Source organism: Methylophaga sp. OBS1 (assembly GCF_026319365.1).
In genome coordinates this window covers 1-16,478 of record NZ_JAPDMS010000005.1, presented here as the reverse complement: position 1 = coordinate 16,478, position 16,478 = coordinate 1, and the positions used below count along the sequence as shown (strand labels likewise).

At 52.6% G+C, this 16,478-nt stretch carries 20 protein-coding genes and 1 rRNA gene; 18 read left to right on the top strand and 3 right to left on the bottom strand.

Translation table 11 applies throughout. The features are described from left to right. Positions 1-156 precede the first annotated feature (156 nt). The 14 genes from mgtE to pqqA all read left to right on the top strand — a co-directional run bounded on the left by mgtE (position 157) and on the right by pqqA (position 12,057). Positions 157-1,515: a magnesium transporter gene (gene mgtE / locus OMQ46_RS13620; protein ID WP_266237679.1), complete on the top strand. Its 1,359-nt coding sequence runs from the start codon at positions 157-159 to the stop codon at positions 1,513-1,515. Between the two features lie 13 nt (positions 1,516-1,528). Beyond that, positions 1,529-2,623 (top strand): chorismate synthase, encoded by a 1,095-nt coding sequence (gene aroC, locus OMQ46_RS13615; protein ID WP_266237677.1) that lies wholly within the window; start codon positions 1,529-1,531, stop codon positions 2,621-2,623. Further along, positions 2,624-3,793, top strand: coding sequence for an MFS transporter (locus tag OMQ46_RS13610; RefSeq protein WP_266237675.1), 1,170 nt, complete (start codon positions 2,624-2,626; stop codon positions 3,791-3,793). A gap of 121 nt (positions 3,794-3,914) precedes the next feature. Beyond that, entirely contained in the window at positions 3,915-5,264 is a 1,350-nt protein-coding gene (locus OMQ46_RS13605) for a Na(+)-translocating NADH-quinone reductase subunit A (RefSeq protein WP_266237674.1), read from the top strand. Between the two features lie 2 nt (positions 5,265-5,266). Continuing rightward, positions 5,267-6,487 carry an NADH:ubiquinone reductase (Na(+)-transporting) subunit B gene (locus OMQ46_RS13600; protein ID WP_266237673.1) on the top strand — a complete coding sequence of 407 codons (1,221 nt, stop codon included), beginning with the start codon at positions 5,267-5,269 and terminating at the stop codon, positions 6,485-6,487. Beyond that, the gene (locus tag OMQ46_RS13595; RefSeq protein ID WP_266237672.1) at positions 6,480-7,304 is read left to right on the top strand and encodes a Na(+)-translocating NADH-quinone reductase subunit C; all 825 of its coding nucleotides are present in this window, start codon (positions 6,480-6,482) and stop codon (positions 7,302-7,304) included. Before OMQ46_RS13600 ends, OMQ46_RS13595 begins: the two co-directional genes overlap by 8 nt. 3 nt (positions 7,305-7,307) lie before the next feature. Then, a complete protein-coding gene (locus OMQ46_RS13590) occupies positions 7,308-7,970 on the top strand; it encodes an NADH:ubiquinone reductase (Na(+)-transporting) subunit D (protein WP_266237671.1) in 663 nt (220 codons plus the stop codon). Continuing rightward, a complete protein-coding gene (gene nqrE, locus OMQ46_RS13585; protein ID WP_266237670.1) occupies positions 7,971-8,579 on the top strand; it encodes an NADH:ubiquinone reductase (Na(+)-transporting) subunit E in 609 nt (202 codons plus the stop codon). Next, the gene (gene nqrF / locus OMQ46_RS13580) at positions 8,579-9,796 is read left to right on the top strand and encodes an NADH:ubiquinone reductase (Na(+)-transporting) subunit F (RefSeq protein ID WP_266237668.1); all 1,218 of its coding nucleotides are present in this window, start codon (positions 8,579-8,581) and stop codon (positions 9,794-9,796) included. The genes nqrE and nqrF overlap by 1 nt, the downstream gene beginning before the upstream one ends. Further along, entirely contained in the window at positions 9,797-9,994 is a 198-nt protein-coding gene (gene nqrM, locus OMQ46_RS13575) for a (Na+)-NQR maturation NqrM (protein ID WP_266237666.1), read from the top strand. Between the two features lie 18 nt (positions 9,995-10,012). Further along, a complete protein-coding gene (locus OMQ46_RS13570; RefSeq protein ID WP_266237665.1) occupies positions 10,013-10,477 on the top strand; it encodes a CBS domain-containing protein in 465 nt (154 codons plus the stop codon). 101 nt (positions 10,478-10,578) lie between these two features. Further along, positions 10,579-10,794, top strand: a complete 216-nt coding sequence (locus tag OMQ46_RS13565) for a DUF2007 domain-containing protein (RefSeq protein WP_266237664.1) — start codon at positions 10,579-10,581, stop codon at positions 10,792-10,794. 113 nt (positions 10,795-10,907) lie between these two features. After that, the gene (gene cysK / locus OMQ46_RS13560) at positions 10,908-11,861 is read left to right on the top strand and encodes a cysteine synthase A (protein WP_266237663.1); all 954 of its coding nucleotides are present in this window, start codon (positions 10,908-10,910) and stop codon (positions 11,859-11,861) included. A gap of 124 nt (positions 11,862-11,985) precedes the next feature. After that, a complete protein-coding gene (gene pqqA, locus OMQ46_RS16650) occupies positions 11,986-12,057 on the top strand; it encodes a pyrroloquinoline quinone precursor peptide PqqA (protein WP_366658753.1) in 72 nt (23 codons plus the stop codon). A gap of 56 nt (positions 12,058-12,113) precedes the next feature. On the opposite strand, the gene OMQ46_RS13555 is transcribed toward pqqA, so the two are convergent. Further along, on the bottom strand, positions 12,114-12,839 hold the full coding sequence (locus OMQ46_RS13555) for an alpha/beta hydrolase (protein ID WP_266237661.1): 726 nt from the start codon (positions 12,837-12,839) through the stop codon (positions 12,114-12,116). A 138-nt stretch (positions 12,840-12,977) separates the two neighbouring features. Between OMQ46_RS13555 and OMQ46_RS13550 the strand changes: the two genes are divergently transcribed. Both OMQ46_RS13550 and OMQ46_RS13545 read left to right on the top strand, forming a co-directional pair. Further along, complete coding sequence (locus OMQ46_RS13550) at positions 12,978-13,340, top strand: cupin domain-containing protein (protein WP_266237659.1); 363 nt, start codon at positions 12,978-12,980, stop codon at positions 13,338-13,340. A 91-nt stretch (positions 13,341-13,431) separates the two neighbouring features. Continuing rightward, positions 13,432-13,935, top strand: coding sequence for a hypothetical protein (locus tag OMQ46_RS13545; protein WP_266237658.1), 504 nt, complete (start codon positions 13,432-13,434; stop codon positions 13,933-13,935). Between the two features lie 3 nt (positions 13,936-13,938). Here the strand turns inward: OMQ46_RS13545 and OMQ46_RS13540 are convergent, their stop codons facing one another. Continuing rightward, entirely contained in the window at positions 13,939-14,481 is a 543-nt protein-coding gene (locus OMQ46_RS13540) for a hypothetical protein (RefSeq protein WP_266237657.1), read from the bottom strand. Positions 14,482-14,550: 69 nt separating this feature from the next. Here OMQ46_RS13540 and OMQ46_RS13535 point away from each other — a divergent pair, with 69 nt between their 5' ends. Together OMQ46_RS13535 and OMQ46_RS13530 are read left to right on the top strand one after the other, a co-directional pair. Next, positions 14,551-15,114 (top strand): HPF/RaiA family ribosome-associated protein, encoded by a 564-nt coding sequence (locus tag OMQ46_RS13535; protein ID WP_266237656.1) that lies wholly within the window; start codon positions 14,551-14,553, stop codon positions 15,112-15,114. 150 nt (positions 15,115-15,264) lie between these two features. Beyond that, on the top strand, positions 15,265-16,035 hold the full coding sequence (locus OMQ46_RS13530; protein ID WP_266237654.1) for a class I SAM-dependent methyltransferase: 771 nt from the start codon (positions 15,265-15,267) through the stop codon (positions 16,033-16,035). A 319-nt stretch (positions 16,036-16,354) separates the two neighbouring features. Here OMQ46_RS13530 and rrf read toward each other — a convergent pair. Then, positions 16,355-16,469 (bottom strand): 5S ribosomal RNA (rrf, locus tag OMQ46_RS13525). Positions 16,470-16,478: the final 9 nt, after the last annotated feature.

The window sequence follows — 16,478 nt, the reverse complement described above, 5'->3', positions numbered from 1 at the left end:
ACCGCTTCATACCCCATTGTGTAGCCGGTTTAAGTTTCGCCGGTATCGCTCTGACTGACACTTAATCCGGCTCCGGCGCTATTCAGTTGCCGGCAAGCAGGCTAAAATAACGGCCGAAGCACGGATCCGAATCACCGCCGCCGTTGAGACCTGGATATGTCAGAGCTGGACCACCATCACACCCTGAATCATTCAATCGATACCCTCTCTGATGCGTTACAGAGCGGTCGCTTTGTGCGCATGCGCCGATTGCTGGCCGGTCTGCATCCGGCGGAAACCGCTCACCTGCTGGAATCTCTCCCTCCTAACGAACGTAAAATCTGCTGGCCGCTGATTAACCCCGATTTGCGGGGTGACGTGCTGTCTTACATGGGTGAGGAAGTCCGTACCGATCTGATGACGGAGATGGACACCGCCGACCTCATCAACGCTACCGAAGATCTCGATACCGACGACGTCGCTGACATTCTGCAGGATCTGCCCGATCACATCGTGCACGAAGTGCTGCGGGCCATGGACAGTCAGCACCGTCGCCGGGTGGAAGCGGTGCTGGGTTATGAGGAAGACACGGCCGGCGGTCTGATGAACACCGACGTCATCACTGTGCGTACCGATATCACACTGGAAGTGGTATTGCGTTACCTGCGCATGCTGGGGGAACTGCCGGAAAACACCGACAGTTTGTACGTGGTCGATCATAACGACCATTACCTTGGCACCCTGCGCCTGTCACAGGTGGTGAGTCGCAGCCGCTCGCTGCTGGTCAGTGAAGTGATGTCGCATCAGGTGGAGCCGATTCCTGCCAATATGTCAGACCGGGATGTCGCTCGCCGGTTTGAGAAACATGATCTGATTTCAGCACCGGTGATCGATAAGGATCATCATCTGCTGGGTCGTATCACCATTGATGACGTAGTGGACGTTATCCGTGATGATGCCGAGCATTCAATGCTGAGCATGGCGGGTCTGGGTGAAGACGAGGATACCTTTGCCGGCGTCAAGCGCAGTGTCAACCGCCGTTCGGTCTGGCTGGGTGTTAATTTGCTGACTGCGTTTCTGGCTTCCTGGGTCATTGGCCTGTTTGACACGACGATCGAAAAAGTGGTCGCGCTCGCTGTTTTGATGCCCATTGTGGCCAGTATGGGCGGGATCGCGGGCAGTCAGACGCTGACACTGGTCATTCGCTCAATGGCACTGGGGCAGTTGAATGATAAAAACCAGCGCTGGCTGCTTCGAAAGGAAATGCTGGTTGGCGCTGTCAACGGCGTAATCTGGGCCGTGACTATCGCGATTGTGACTGTGATCTGGTTTAATAACGTCTCGCTCGGGGTGCTGATAGGCACCGCCATTATTATCAACCTGATAGCCGCCGCGCTGGCCGGTGTGACCATTCCGCTGGGGCTGAAAAAACTGGGGATTGACCCGGCGCTGTCAGGCAGTGTGCTGCTCACCACGGTGACCGATGTGGTTGGCTTTATGGCCTTCCTCGGCTTTGCCACGCTGTTTATTGTCTAGATTCGGAATTGTTATGTCTGGTAACACCTTTGGAAAACTGTTCACTGTCACCACTTTCGGCGAGAGCCACGGGCCGGCAATCGGTTGTATCGTCGATGGCTGCCCGCCGGGACTGGCACTGAGCGAGACTGATCTGCAAAACGATTTGGACCGTCGCAAGCCGGGTAAGACCCGTTTTGTCACCCAGCGTAAGGAAGCAGACGAGGTCAAAATTCTATCCGGGGTTTTCGAAGGCAAAACCACCGGCACGCCGATTGGCATGTTGATCGAAAACGTCGATCAGCGCTCCAAGGATTACGGCAACATCATGAATCAGTTCCGCCCGGCCCATGCAGACTATACCTATCACCAGAAATACGGGGTTCGCGATTACCGTGGCGGTGGCCGCTCTTCTGCCCGAGAAACTGCCATGCGTGTGGCTGCCGGTGGTATTGCCAAAAAGTACCTGCGCGAACGTTATGGCATAGAAATTCAGGGTTATCTGGCCCAGCTGGGCCCGGTCAAAATCGAAAAAATCGACTGGGACCATATCGACAACAGTGCTTTCTTCTGCCCGGATCCGGATAAGGAACAGGCACTGGAAGACTATATGAAGTCGCTGAAAGGTGACTCGATCGGCGCCCGTATCAATGTGGTAGCTCGCCATGTGCCGCCTGGTCTGGGCGAACCCATTTTTGACCGTATCGATGCCGATATCGCCCATGCGATGATGAGTATCAACGCGGTCAAAGGCGTTGAAATCGGTGCCGGCTTTGACGCCGTGACCCAGAAAGGCAGTGAGCACCGTGATGAAATCGCCCCGGAAGGGTTTCTGTCTAATAATGCCGGCGGTACGCTGGGCGGTATTACCAGCGGTCAGGACATTCTGGTGTCGATGGCCCTCAAAGCGACTTCCAGCCTCAGCATCCCGGGCCGCAGTATCGACAAAGCGGGTAATCCGATTGAAGTTGTAACCAAAGGTCGTCATGACCCCTGTGTCGGTATCCGCGCGACACCGATTGCCGAGGCCATGCTGGCGCTGGTGCTGATGGATCATGTTTTGCGTCATCGCGCTCAGAACATGGATGTAACGACGGATACGCCCATCATCCCGGCTCAAAAACCCTAAGTGCCTTTATCCCAAGTTCCATACTGGCGCCTGTCGGGATTCTATTTCTTTTATTTTGCCTGTCTTGGCGTGCTGGTTCCCTACTGGAGCCTGTATCTGCAATGGGAAGGCTTTTCAGCCAGTCAGATTGGTGAGCTGACAGCGATTCTACTGGCGTCACGGATCGTCGCCCCCAATGTCTGGGGCTGGATTGCCGATCACAAGGGACACCGTATGCGCATTGTGCGCTCGGCCAGTTTTGCGGCCACCCTGGTGTTCGCCGGCATCTTTGTCGACCAGTCCTACCTCTGGGTGGCCGGCACCCTGCTGCTGTTCAGCTTTTTCTGGAACGCCTCATTGCCTCAGTTTGAAGTGACCACGCTGCAGCACCTGGGAGAACACAGCCACCATTACAGCAAAGTCCGGGTGTGGGGGTCGGTCGGCTTCATTGTCATTGTCATGAGCCTGGGCTGGCTGCTGGAAGTTTTTGATCCGGGTATCGTACCCATTGCGCTGCTGTTAAGCACCGCCGGGATCTGGCTGGTCAGCCTGAGCGTACCGGAGTCTGCTTCCAGACATATGAGCCTGGAGCATGTCTCGCTGGGCCAACTGCTAAAAAGACCCGCCGTGATTGCCTTTCTGGCCATGTGCTTTCTGGCACAGGCCAGCCATGGTCCCTACTACACGTTCTACACCATTTATCTTGAGCAATACGGCTACGGTCGCGGACTCATCGGTCAGTTGTGGGCGCTGGGCGTGCTTGCCGAAGTCGTGGTATTTCTGTTTATGCATCGCTGGCTGCCGCGGTTTGGACTGCGTTACGTCCTACTAGCCAGCCTGCTGTTGAGCGCATTACGCTGGCTTTTGATTGCGCTGTTTCCGCAAAACCTGTCCCTGCTAATCTTTGCCCAGTTGCTGCACGCAGCCAGCTACGGCACCTATCATGCCGCAGCAATTGCCTGGGTGCATCGTCACTTTATCGGCAAAACGCAGGGACGTGGGCAGGCACTCTACAGCAGTGTCAGCTTTGGTGCCGGCGGTGCGCTGGGCAGCCTTATCAGTGGTTATCTGTGGCTGACCCCGGGCCCGATGTGGACCTATCTGTTAGCCAGTGCTCTCACGGTGCTGGCCTTTATGATTTCATTCATCTGGCTCAAGGAAGATGACCGGCATAAAAAACCAACGTCGTAAATACCTCTTTTTCTCCAGGCTTTTTCGCTTCCCTTCACTCCCCCCATTACTTATACTATTGGGCTAAAAATTAGCGACAGTCAGACAGCAGACACGTCCGTTGTCTCAACCAGGTGAAATCATGCATTTCTCGATTAAGAAAGGGCTGGATTTGCCCATCTCGGGTAAACCCGAACAATCTATCTTTGACGGCAACCCTGTCAAATCGGTAGCGGTCTTGGGTACTGAATATGTGGGCATGCGTCCCACCATGCTGGTTGAGGAAGGCCAGCAGGTGAAGCTGGGGCAGGCTCTGTTTGAGGACAAGAAAAACCCCGGCGTGCTGTTCACCGCGCCCGGTGCTGGTAAGGTCCGCGCGATTAATCGCGGTGCCAAGCGGGTCCTTCAGTCAGTGGTGATTGATCTGGAAGGCGATGAAGAGGTCAGCTTCCAGCAATATGATGTCGCCAGCCTGGATAAACTGGAACGGCAGGACATTCAGAAGAATCTGGTCGACTCCGGCCTCTGGCTGTCATTCAAAACCCGCCCCTACAGCCGCTCACCGGCACTTGACTCCACCCCGCACTCGATTTTTGTCACCGCCATTGATACTAATCCACTGGCTGCCGATCCCAGCGTCATCATCAACGAATATGCTGAAGACTTTAAACACGGTTTGACTGTCATCAGTCAGCTGACTGACGGTAAACAGTTTGTCTGTCAGGCGCCTGACACTGCTTTGCCGGTCAGCCATCGTGACAATATCGAGATTCATACTTTCTCCGGCCCGCACCCTGCCGGCCTGCCTGGCACCCATATTCACAATCTGGATCCGGTCAGTGCCAGCAAAACCGTCTGGACCATCAATTACCAGGACGTGATTGCCATCGGCAAGCTGTTTACCAGCGGCCGTCTCTGGACTGAGCGTGTCATTTCATTTGCCGGCCCGCTGGTCAACAAGCCACGTCTGATTCGTACCCGGCTGGGTGCCAGCACGGAAGACATCGTCTTTGGTGAAATTCAGAATGTCCAGGCGCGAATTATTTCCGGCTCCGTCCTGCACGGCCACACCGCCAATAACTGGGCCGCTTATCTCGGTCGCTATCACAACCAGTTGTCAGTGATTGCTGAAGGTACCGAACGTGAATTACTGGGCTGGATTCGTCCAGGTGGCAAAAACAAGTTCTCGGCGCTGAATGTGTTTATTTCCAGCCTGTTTCCGAAAAAAGATCTGGCGTTGACCACCTCGCAGAACGGCAGTCCCCGTGCGATGGTTCCCGTCGGTGTATTCGAGAGGGTGATGCCGCTGGATATTCTGCCGACGCAACTGTTGCGTGCATTACTGGTCAAGGATACTGACTCTGCCCAGGCGCTGGGTTGTCTGGAACTGGACGAAGAAGACCTGTCACTGTGCTCCTTTGTCTGCTCCGGTAAATATGACTATGGCCCGGCACTGCGGACCAACCTGACACAAATTGAGAAAGAAGGATAATCATGGCGCGGTTAAGACGTTTCCTTGATCGTATCGAGCCGCAATTTCAGAAAGGCGGCCCTTACGAGAAGTATTACGCCCTGTATGAGATGGTCGATACCTTCATCTACTCCCCGGGCGATGTGACACGCGGTTCACCGCACGTGCGTGACGCCATCGACCTCAAGCGGGTCATGAGTTATGTGGTGGTCGCGACCTTCCCGGTGTTGTTACTGATGCTGTGGAATACCGGCTTCCAGGCTAACTCGGCGATGGCCCAGATTGGCATGGATGCAGGTGAAGGCTGGCGCCACTGGCTGATGACGACACTGGGCATCAGCTATGACCCCAACAGTCTGTTTGCCAATATGTTCCATGGGCTGCTTTACTTCCTGCCGATGTATATCGTGACGCTGGCGGCCGGTGGTCTGTTCGAGGTCATCTTTGCTGCTGTGCGAAACCACGAAGTCAATGAGGGCTTCCTGGTCAGCTCGATGCTCTACACCCTGACCCTGCCGCCCTCAACGCCGCTGTGGATGGTGGCTTTGGGTATCATCTTCGGTGTGGTACTGGGTAAAGAGGTATTCGGCGGAACCGGCAAGAACTTCCTCAACCCCGCACTGACCGGCCGTGCTTTCCTGTATTTTGCTTATCCTGCCTCAATGTCGGGTGATGCAGTGTGGACTGCGGTCGATGGCTACACCGGTGCAACGCCACTGGCTCTGGCTGCCTCCGGCGGTGTTGAAGCAATCAAAGAGGCAGGTTACACCTGGTCGCAAACTTTCTTTGGCATGATTCCGGGCTCTCTAGGTGAGACCTCCACATTAGCGATTCTGATTGGTGCTGCTTTCCTGATTTATACCCGGGTGGCTAATTACCGGATCATTTTCGGCGTTTTCCTTGGCATGGTCGCCACCACCCTGCTGTTCAACCTGATCGGCAGTGACACCAACCCGATGTTCGGTGTGCCCTGGTACTGGCATATGACGATTGGCGGTATCGCCTTTGGTATGGTGTTTATGGCGACTGACCCGGTTTCCGCTGCAATGACCGACAAGGGCCGCTGGATATACGGCTTTTTGATTGGTTTCATGGCAGTACTGATCCGTGTGGTCAACCCGGCCTTTCCGGAAGGCATCATGCTGGCAATCCTGTTCGGCAATATGTTTGCGCCGCTGATCGATCACTTTGTGATGCAGGCGAACATCAAACGCAGATTGAAACGAAGTGAAGTCAATGGCTGATTCAACTGAGAAAAAAGGATTTCTGGGCAGCTTTCTGAGTCTGCCTAATGACAATCCCAAGAAAACCCTGTTTGTGGCGATTATGTTGTGCCTGGTCTGTTCGATCCTGGTATCAACCGCGGCAGTATCACTGAAACCGCTGCAAACCAGTAACAAAAAAGACGATATCAAACGCAATATTCTTGCTGTAACCGGCCTGAGTGATCAGGAAGGCACACTGGATGAGCTGTTCAGTCGCTTTGAGGTCAAACTGGTTGATCTGGATACAGGCCTGTATGCCATTTCAGATATCGACCCGGTTGTTTACGACCAGCGTAAAGCCTCTGCGGATCCGATGATGAGTGTGGCCTTGCCGGGCGGTCAGGATATCGCAGGTATCAGCCGCCGTGCCAATATGGCACCGGTTTATCTGCTGACCGAAGGCGATACCATCAAACAGGTTGTTTTGCCGGTTCATGGTTATGGACTCTGGTCTACCCTGTATGGCTTTTTGTCGCTGGAAGGTGACTTCAATACCATCACCGGCCTGCGCTTTTACGAACATGCTGAAACCCCGGGTCTGGGCGGCGAAGTAGACAACCCGAAATGGCGCGCCAAGTGGGATGGTAAAAAAGTCTTTGATGAAGAGGGCAATGTCGAAATCCGCGTCATCCGTGGTTATGTCGATGCCAAGACCGCCGATGCTGAGCACAAAGTCGATGGCCTGTCCGGCGCGACCCTGACCAGTAATGGTGTCACTAACCTGCTGCAATACTGGTTGGGTGACCACGGTTTTGGTCCTTACCTGAAAAATATGCGTAGCGAATTGGGGAAGTAACAGATGGCTAGTCAAGCAAAAACCAATGTTATCGATCCGTTAATCGACAATAACCCCATCACCCTGCAGGTGTTGGGCATTTGTTCGGCTTTGGCGGTGACGACCAACATGATGGCCTCGCTCATCATGTGCATCGCACTGACCACAGTGTGCGCCTTCTCGGGCGCGTTCATCAGTGCCATCCGCAAACATATTCCGGGCAATATCCGCATCATCGTACAGATGACCATCATTGCTTCACTGGTCATTATCGTCGATCAGATTCTCAAGGCTTATGCCTATGAGGCCAGCAAGCAGCTGTCTGTATTTGTCGGTTTGATCATCACCAACTGCATCGTACTGGGCCGGGCAGAAGCCTACGCGATGAAAAACCCACCGCTGCTCAGCTTCCTGGATGGTATTGGTAATGGGCTGGGTTACAGCCTGATTCTGATGTCGGTCGCGTTTTTCCGTGAACTGCTGGGGGCCGGCAAATTGTTCGGGGTTCAGGTGATTCCGGTTGCCAGTGAAGGTGGCTGGTATGTACCCAACGGTCTGATGCTGCTGCCACCCAGCGCGTTTTTTGTTATCGGCCTGATGATCTGGGGCATTCGTACCTGGAAGAAAGAACAGGTGGAGAAACCGGATTATCAGATTCACCAGGTTCACCGGACGGAGGTACTCTAAATGGAACAATACCTGAGCCTCTTTATGCGGGCGATTTTCGTCGAGAACCTGGCGCTGGCCTTCTTCCTGGGCATGTGTACTTTCCTGGCGGTCTCCAAGAAAATCGAAACCGCACTGGGTCTGGGCATCGCTGTGATTCTGGTACAAACCATCACGGTGCCGGCCAATAACCTGATTTATCAGTATCTACTCAAAGACGGTGCACTGGCCTGGGCCGGTCTGCCGGAAGTGGATCTGAGCTTTTTGGGTCTCATCAGTTATATCGGCGTGATTGCTGCGATGGTACAAATCCTGGAAATGGCGATGGATAAGTATGTACCGGCTCTGTACAACGCCCTCGGCATTTTCCTGCCACTGATTACCGTAAACTGCGCCATCCTCGGCGGCACCCTGTTCATGGTAGAGCGTGATTACAACTTCGCAGAGAGCGTCACTTACGGTCTTGGTAGTGGCTTCGGCTGGGCACTGGCGATTACTGCGATTGCCGGTATTCGCGAGAAGCTCAAATACTCCGACGTGCCTGACGGGCTGCAGGGTCTGGGTATCACCTTCATTACCGCGGGCCTGATGGCGCTTGGATTTATGTCATTTTCGGGGATACAGCTGTAATGGAAATCATACTTGGTATCGTACTTTTCACCCTGATCATCATGGCCCTGGTGTTCCTGATCCTGGGCGCACGCTCACGTCTGGTCTCCACCGGTGATGTCAATATCATCATCAATGATGAGAAGACCATCAAAACCAAGCCGGGCAGCAAACTGCTGGGCGCGCTGGCGGATGCCGATCTGTTTGTGTCATCTGCCTGTGGTGGCGGCGGTACCTGCGGTCAGTGCAAGGTCAAGATTTTTGAGGGCGGCGGCTCCATTCTGCCCACTGAAGAATCCCACATTACCAAACGCGAAGCGCACGACGGTGAGCGTCTGTCCTGTCAGGTCTCGGTCAAGCAGGATATGAAAATCGAAGTGCCGGAAGAGGTCTTCGGTGTTAAGAAATGGGAGTGTACCGTTCGCTCCAACCATAACGTGGCGACCTTCATCAAGGAACTGGTGCTGGAACTGCCGGAAGGCGAAGACGTTAACTTCCGCGCCGGTGGCTTTATTCAGATTGAATGTCCGCCGCACACGGTGGAATATAAGAACTTCACCATTGAAGACGATTACCGTGGCGACTGGGACCGTTACGATATGTGGCGTTACAAGTCCGTGGTCAAAGAAGATGTGGTGCGCGCCTATTCCATGGCCAACTATCCACTGGAGAAAGGCATCGTTATGCTCAACGTGCGGATTGCCTCGCCACCGCCGGATCAGGACGATATTCCACCGGGCCAGATGTCTTCCTATATCTTTGATCTGAAACCGGGTGATAAAGTCACGATTTCCGGTCCCTTCGGTGAATTCTTTGCCAAAGATACCGACAAAGAAATGGTGTTCATCGGTGGTGGTGCCGGTATGGCGCCGATGCGTTCGCATATCTTCGACCAGCTGGGCCGTTTGAAGAGCAAGCGCAAGATGACCTTCTGGTACGGTGCCCGTAGTCTGCGTGAAATGTTCTACACCGAAGATTTCGATCAACTGGCTTCAGAAAACGATAACTTTACCTGGAATGTTGCCCTGTCCGACCCACTTCCCGAAGATAACTGGCAGGGGTACACTGGCTTTATCCATAATGTGCTGTATGACAATTACCTGAAAGATCATCCGGCACCGGAAGACTGCGAGTTCTATATCTGTGGTCCGCCAATGATGAATGCTGCCGTGATCAGCATGCTGGAAGATCTGGGTGTCGAGCGTGAGAATATCCTGCTTGACGACTTTGGAGGCTAAATGACTACCTTTATCGCCACCTTTGTAATACTGCTGCTCGTCGTTGCCGGCATGGCTATCGGCGTCCTGTTTGGTCGTTCATCGATCAAGGGCAGTTGTGGCGGTCTCAACCAGGTCGGTTTGGGTGGTAGCTGCGGCGGTGCCTGCTCTCTTGAGGAAAAAGAGGAATGTGCCCGCCGTAAAGCAGAACAACAATAAGGTCACAGGAGAGAAGCCATGCTCGCACCGTTGAAAGTTAAAGACTATATGAATGGCACCAAAATCACCTTCACACCGGATATGGATGTGCTGCGTGCGATTCATCAATTGATTGAGTTCAAGATTTCCGGTGCCCCGGTCATTGATCATCACGGCAACCTGATCGGATTCCTGTCAGAAAAGGACTGCATGCAGGTCGCGCTCAATGCAGCTTACCAGGGTGAAGCAGCCGGCAAAGTCGCCGAATTCATGCATGAGGGCTGCCAGACCGTCGATGTTGAAGCCTCAATCATTGAAGTCGCCGAAACTTTTCTTCAAACCGCTTTCAAATGTCTGCCGGTGGTCAAAGACAATCGTCTGGTCGGCTCAATCACCCGCCAGAATATTCTCAAAGCACTGGAAAAGACGGCCAATATCGAAAGCCACAAAAAGCCGGCCAAACAATCCACCAAACAGCAGATCCACGTCAGCAGCCCCAACTAAACCTGGGCCTGTGCATCAAATAGAACAGCTACTTCGGTAGCTGTTTTTGTCCCCATAACGCGCTACACTCAAAACGACAGGCCCAGCAACCGGAGCTTTTTATGCAATTGGTGTTTCGTGCCAATAATATTCTGGAAGCCCATATCGTCGCGGGCATGCTCAAGAGTCATGACATCGACTGTCATGTCGGTGGTCATTATTTACAGGGCGCCGTGGGCGATCTGCCTGCGGCCGACTTTGCCCATGTGTTTGTCCACGAGGACGATCAAGCCCGTGCTGAAGCGCTGATTGAGGACTATGAAAACGGCGAGTTATAAGGCTGTTTTGTCTGCCTTGACAGGCATCAGGTGATCCAAGCTGCCTGACATTTTTTCCCGGGCACAAATTAATGTAAGCTTGCTATTCGACTTTCCAATAAGACACTGTAGCTATGATTTACAACAGCATTCTCGATACTATCGGCAACACGCCCGTTGTCCGCCTCAATAATATCGCACCCGACCATGTCGATATGTACGTCAAGGTCGAATCATTCAACCCGATGGGTTCGGTTAAGGACCGACTCGCCTTTGCGGTCATCGATGATGCTGAAAAGCGCGGCGTGCTCAAACCCGGCCAGACAGTCGTTGAAGCGACCTCCGGCAACACCGGTATCGCACTGGCCATGGTCTGCGCTGCCAAGGGTTATCCTTTTGTTGCCACCATGGTGGAAACCTTCTCGGTAGAACGCCGCAAAATTATGCGCGCCCTGGGTGCCAAGGTCATTCTGACGCCGGCAGCAGAAAAAGGCACCGGTATGGTCAAGAAAGCCGAAGAACTGGCAAAGAAACATGGCTGGTTTCTGGCGCGTCAATTCGAAAACCCGGCTAATCCGGCTTACCACAGAAACACCACAGGGCCTGAGATTTTGCGGGACTTTGCCGGCAAGCGCCTCGATTACTGGGTCTCCGGCTGGGGCACCGGCGGTACTTTGACCGGTGCCGGTGAAATGATCAAACTCGCACGTCCTGACACCAAAGTGGTCGCGACCGAGCCTGCTGCCGCGTCAATGCTGGCTGGTGGTGACTGGAACCCACATAAGATTCAGGGCTGGACCCCGGATTTTGTGCCTGATGTGCTCAATCGTGATGTCTATGATGAACTCTATCCCGTCACCGATGAAGAAGCCAAGCACTGGGCGCTGCGCCTGGCCAGTGAAGAAGGCATTTTTGTTGGCCTCTCCTGTGGTGGCACGCTGGCGGCAGCGATGAAGGTTGCAGAGAAAGCAGAAAACGGCTCAAGCATTCTGGCCATGCTGCCTGATACCGGTGAACGGTATCTCTCAACTTACCTGTTTGAAGGCATGAATGAAGAATCAGATGACGACTGGCTGGCGAGTCAATAATCGTATTTTACGATAATATTAATCTGATTTAATCGTTAGACTTGATAATGAGTCCACGCCATAATTCAATCAACGCTTCAGGGAAACCCCGGCGTTTTATATAACCTTAACAGGAGAGAGAACCATGTGGACTAAACCAGAATACTCAGATATGCGTTATGGATTTGAAGTGACCATGTACATCTGCAACCGCTAGTTGCTTTATATCCTTCTCACCCGGAAAAAGCCCCTTCCCGAGGGGCTTTTTCTTTTCTAGTTCAAAACATCTGCCAGTGCCAGTGACCAGCAGCAGGTATGGTCGGCGCCCACCACGATATAGCTTTGTACATTGTCCAGTGTTTTCATATGCGAAAGATACGATGTCAGTACCGAGCCCGGGACAACATCATCGCGTTCGCCGATTAGGTGGATCTGCGGAACGGCTTCCAGCGCTTCGCTGAAGTTGATGGGGTTGAGTGAGCCATCCAGTGGATCAATTTGATTGAAGTCCGTCCAGCGCTTATGGTCCAGATTACCGGCCACGGTGACAAGCAGATCCACATCATCACGCACGGCCGCAACAATGCTCGCGACAGTACCGCCACCGGAAAAGCCTATCAGACGAACCTGTTTAGCCTGGTAACGGATTTTCATCGCCGAAATGGCTCGGTTCATTGAGCGAATCACCTGACCTGAATAGCGGTGAGAGGTCCATACGTCCTTACCACAGGTATTCATTCGATTCGCACGCAGGTATTGGCATGGGCGACCAATGTAGACGCTGTTTGCACCGATTTCCTGGGCCAGCTTCAGGGCGACACCGGGCCTGCCATCACCTTCAATAAAAATATTGAGCACATCAGCACGGCGCAGCTCCGGCGGCGCAAATCCCATCATGGTATGCACACCACCTGATAATACAACCCGACTCCATGGGATAAAATCATCTGCCTGGGCACTGGGGAAGACCAGGGACATGAGTAGCAGGAACCATCTCATAGCGCACCTCTCAGCGAGTTGTGTCATACAAGCTTTTGCATAACTGATGCCAGAATTTATCAAGCTCATCAGTCAGATAGAAAATCAGATCCGCAGAATTTGATTCTCTTCCGTGCAAAAACCCATTACTATCGGCGCATGACCAGTTATATCAAATACTTCGATCCGGGCCGAGAGTATTTCTTTGTCGAAGGCTGCTTTATTAACGAATTATCCAATGACCCGCATGATCCGAATGTGTCAATTGCCCGCGTCAAAGTGACGCCGGACGTCACCACAGCCTGGCACCGGCTCAGTGGGACGACAGAACGCTATGTGATTCTCGAAGGTGAAGGTGATGTCGAAGTCGGCGATGACGCACCAAAAAGGGTCAAAACCGGTGATGTCGTGTTGATTCCGCCCCAAATCAGACAGCGAATCAGCAATCCTGGCGATAAAGATCTGATCTTTCTAGCTATCTGCTCTCCCCGCTTTCAGGAAAAGCACTATATCGATAGTTAATGAAGCATAAACTGATGCATTTTTAAGCATCGCTGGAATCTGATAGGCTGAAAACGATCGAGTTAGATAGACATCCTTAAAGGAGGTCAGCATGACTCAGAAACAAAGAGAAGCAGCCAGAGAAAATATCAAGAAAGCACAGAAAACCTGGCAGGAAATGACATCACGCCAGCGTTCGCTTTCCCAGCCGGAAGGTTCAGACAGGGCCAATGTCGGCACTAAAGGCGAAGGCGAGTATTACCGCATTATCGTTCGCCCAAAAAGCCAGTTCACCAGCTTTCGCACTCATGACGTAGGTAAAGATGGCCACACTCTGAGACTGGCAGGCCACCGTTCCAGCGGTTCATGGGCCACCCATGCCTGGTTGATTGATAAAGATGATGCCTATGTTGACGACCAGGGTTATCTACGCAGCGACAGAAAATCCACTCAGAAAGTACTGCGTAACCTGCGAAGCGTGCCGCGGCGTGTCCGTGGTGATATTTTTGAATCAAAACCACGCAGGAATGTGCCAGAGAAAGACAAGCCGACTGCGGCTCAGCAGCGGGCGAGAAAAGAAAATATTCAAAAGGCCCAGCAGGCCAGACAGCATTGAATATCAGGCAATACCGCTGACCGCATAAAAGATGGTCCAAATCAGCAATGGGATGGCCGCTGCAGCAAGCAGGATAATCCAGCATAACAGCTGGGCGATCCGTCCGCGCCATACAGCGGCCTGCCCTTCGACTACACGAACATCACGTATGACGGGGGTATCTGGTGGCGGGAATCTTTGCGTTTTGATAATCCTGCCGGCATAGCGCAGCAGCACAATACTCAGACCTATCACCGGCGCCACCGGGATCAGCATCAGCAGGAATGCCAGGTAATGATGCTCAACCAGCAGTTCGGCATTGTCTTCAATCCAGACATTCACATTGCCAATCAGACTGTCGAAGATGAGAAATAAGACAGTGCCGACCGCGAGCCCAATCAAAATTGATTTAATCGCTTTGCGGCGAGCTTCAGGATCTGCTTTTTGAATATGCGCCATTGATGACACCCTGTTTAAGCCAGACACTATCTTAACAAAGCCACTGTGCTTGAATGCTAATTCACTGCCCAGCATGGCTTGCACATGACCCAGTGATAAGCGCATCATGAAATTGTCACTGGCGATGCCCTGTGCATTGCTGGCAGAACTTCAAGACGCATGCTGGAGGTAAGTGTTATGCAGTTACCCGTCCAAATCACCTTCCGTCAAATGGCACCTTCCGAAGCCCTCGAGGCAAAAATCCGCGAAAAAGCCGCCGGCCTTGAACAATTCTTTGATCGCATCATGAGCTGCGATGTTATTGTCGAACAGAGTAACCGCAACCATAACCAGGGCAATCTGTTTCATGTCCGCATCGACCTGCGTGTGCCCGGCAAGGAACTGGTAGTAAGCCGCGATCCGGTTAAAAACCATGCACATGAAGATCCCTATGTGGCTGTACGTGATGCCTTTGAAGCCATGAAGCGTCAGCTCAAATCCTACGCCAGTCAGCAGCGCCGCGAAGTAAAGACACATGATATCCCACCCCATGGCCGAATAACCGCGCTGTTTCCGATGGAAGATTACGGACGCATTCTGACCCCGACCGGCCGCGATATCTATTTCCACCGCAACAGTGTGCTTGATGCAGACTTTGACAACCTTGAGGAAGGGATGGAGGTCAGGTTCAGTGAAGAAATGGGTGAACAAGGCCCTCAGGCCAGCACGGTGAAACTGGTTGGCAAACACCATGTGATGTAGACAGTCTTCAATCAGCACCCATTTTGAGTGAGCTTTACATGCCAAATGCCCTGTAACTATTTGCCTAAGATGCGGTCAGTCATTACTCATGACTAATCAACAAATGAGCGACTTATGAAGCGATTGATTCCTATATTTGTGAGTGTCTGTATGGCACTGCTTCCTCAGTTAACGTTGAGTGCTGATATTCAAACCCTACTTGCTCACCCGGATCGTAAGCTCAGTAACAAACATCGAGATCAATACCGAAATCCCGCTGAAACCCTCGATTTCTTCGGCATAAAACCGGACATGTCTGTCATTGAAATCTGGCCCGGTAGAGGCTGGTATACGGAAATCCTCGCACCGTGGATAAAACAGGGTGATGGTGATTTCATTGCTGCTGGCTTCCCTGAAGGTGGTCCTGGCTGGCGCCAGAATATCAAGGCTGAATATGAGGCCTGGTTAGCAGACCATCCGGACAAATTTGATGAGGTTAAACTGATAGCATTCGGCCCGCCAGACAACTGGCAGCTCGGTCCGGACAATAGCGCGGATGCCGTTCTCACATTCAGGAATGTGCATAACTGGGTTAAGGGCGGGTTTGCCGAAAATGTATTTAATGCCATGTTCGATGTGCTCAAGCCAGGCGGCATCCTGGGCTTGACTGACCACAGGGCTGACGCCGGCACATCTCTTCAGACCATGAATGCCTCTGGCTATCTGACTGAACAACTGGTTATTGAACTGGCAGAAGAATCCGGCTTTGTACTTGAAGCGAAATCTGAAATTAACAGTAACCCTAACGATCTCAAAAATTATCCTGCTGGGGTTTGGACGCTGCCACCGACATTACGCCTTGGTGAGCAGGACAGAGAGAAATATTTAAATATTGGGGAGAGTGATCGGATGACTTTGCGGTTTAGGAAGCCGGAAGAATAGGTTCGTGTACAGCTCAAGCTCTTACTATTGAGGTGACCTACTTTTTCGCCCACATCTATGTAGGCGACCCTGCGGGCTCCCTGTGGTCGTGCAAAAACATTCATGGTTCTCTGGATATGTGTTCGTAATGAGCCTTTGGATGGACTTAAAGGTGACCTACTTTATCAGCCCCATCCTTGTGGCTGACCCTTCGGGCGCCTCCGGCGTCCAAAAACGCTCCCGGCGTTTTTGTCACTCCGTTCAAGTAGGTCACACTTCCTAAATTTCAAATAATAAAAAAGGCCACCCCTATCGGAGTGGCCTTTTCTATTATATTAAAGCCTGGCAGTGACCTACTTTCACATGGGAACTCCCACACTATCATCGGCGCAGAGCTGTTTCACTTCTGAGTTCGGGATGGGATCAGGTGGTGCCAACTCGCTATGGCCGCCAGGCATAAACGG

Coding starts and splice junctions, on each gene's coding strand:
- OMQ46_RS13570 (WP_266237665.1), top strand. CDS start 10,013: ATGCTCGCACCGTTGAAAGTTAAAGACTATATGAATGGCACCAAAATC.
- nqrF (WP_266237668.1), top strand. CDS start 8,579: ATGGAAATCATACTTGGTATCGTACTTTTCACCCTGATCATCATGGCC.
- OMQ46_RS13550 (WP_266237659.1), top strand. CDS start 12,978: ATGACCAGTTATATCAAATACTTCGATCCGGGCCGAGAGTATTTCTTT.
- cysK (WP_266237663.1), top strand. CDS start 10,908: ATGATTTACAACAGCATTCTCGATACTATCGGCAACACGCCCGTTGTC.
- OMQ46_RS13590 (WP_266237671.1), top strand. CDS start 7,308: ATGGCTAGTCAAGCAAAAACCAATGTTATCGATCCGTTAATCGACAAT.
- OMQ46_RS13595 (WP_266237672.1), top strand. CDS start 6,480: ATGGCTGATTCAACTGAGAAAAAAGGATTTCTGGGCAGCTTTCTGAGT.
- nqrM (WP_266237666.1), top strand. CDS start 9,797: ATGACTACCTTTATCGCCACCTTTGTAATACTGCTGCTCGTCGTTGCC.
- OMQ46_RS13600 (WP_266237673.1), top strand. CDS start 5,267: ATGGCGCGGTTAAGACGTTTCCTTGATCGTATCGAGCCGCAATTTCAG.
- OMQ46_RS13565 (WP_266237664.1), top strand. CDS start 10,579: ATGCAATTGGTGTTTCGTGCCAATAATATTCTGGAAGCCCATATCGTC.
- OMQ46_RS13555 (WP_266237661.1), bottom strand. CDS start 12,839: ATGAGATGGTTCCTGCTACTCATGTCCCTGGTCTTCCCCAGTGCCCAG.
- OMQ46_RS13545 (WP_266237658.1), top strand. CDS start 13,432: ATGACTCAGAAACAAAGAGAAGCAGCCAGAGAAAATATCAAGAAAGCA.
- aroC (WP_266237677.1), top strand. CDS start 1,529: ATGTCTGGTAACACCTTTGGAAAACTGTTCACTGTCACCACTTTCGGC.
- nqrE (WP_266237670.1), top strand. CDS start 7,971: ATGGAACAATACCTGAGCCTCTTTATGCGGGCGATTTTCGTCGAGAAC.
- OMQ46_RS13530 (WP_266237654.1), top strand. CDS start 15,265: ATGGCACTGCTTCCTCAGTTAACGTTGAGTGCTGATATTCAAACCCTA.
- mgtE (WP_266237679.1), top strand. CDS start 157: ATGTCAGAGCTGGACCACCATCACACCCTGAATCATTCAATCGATACC.
- OMQ46_RS13540 (WP_266237657.1), bottom strand. CDS start 14,481: ATGATGCGCTTATCACTGGGTCATGTGCAAGCCATGCTGGGCAGTGAA.
- OMQ46_RS13535 (WP_266237656.1), top strand. CDS start 14,551: ATGCAGTTACCCGTCCAAATCACCTTCCGTCAAATGGCACCTTCCGAA.
- OMQ46_RS13605 (WP_266237674.1), top strand. CDS start 3,915: ATGCATTTCTCGATTAAGAAAGGGCTGGATTTGCCCATCTCGGGTAAA.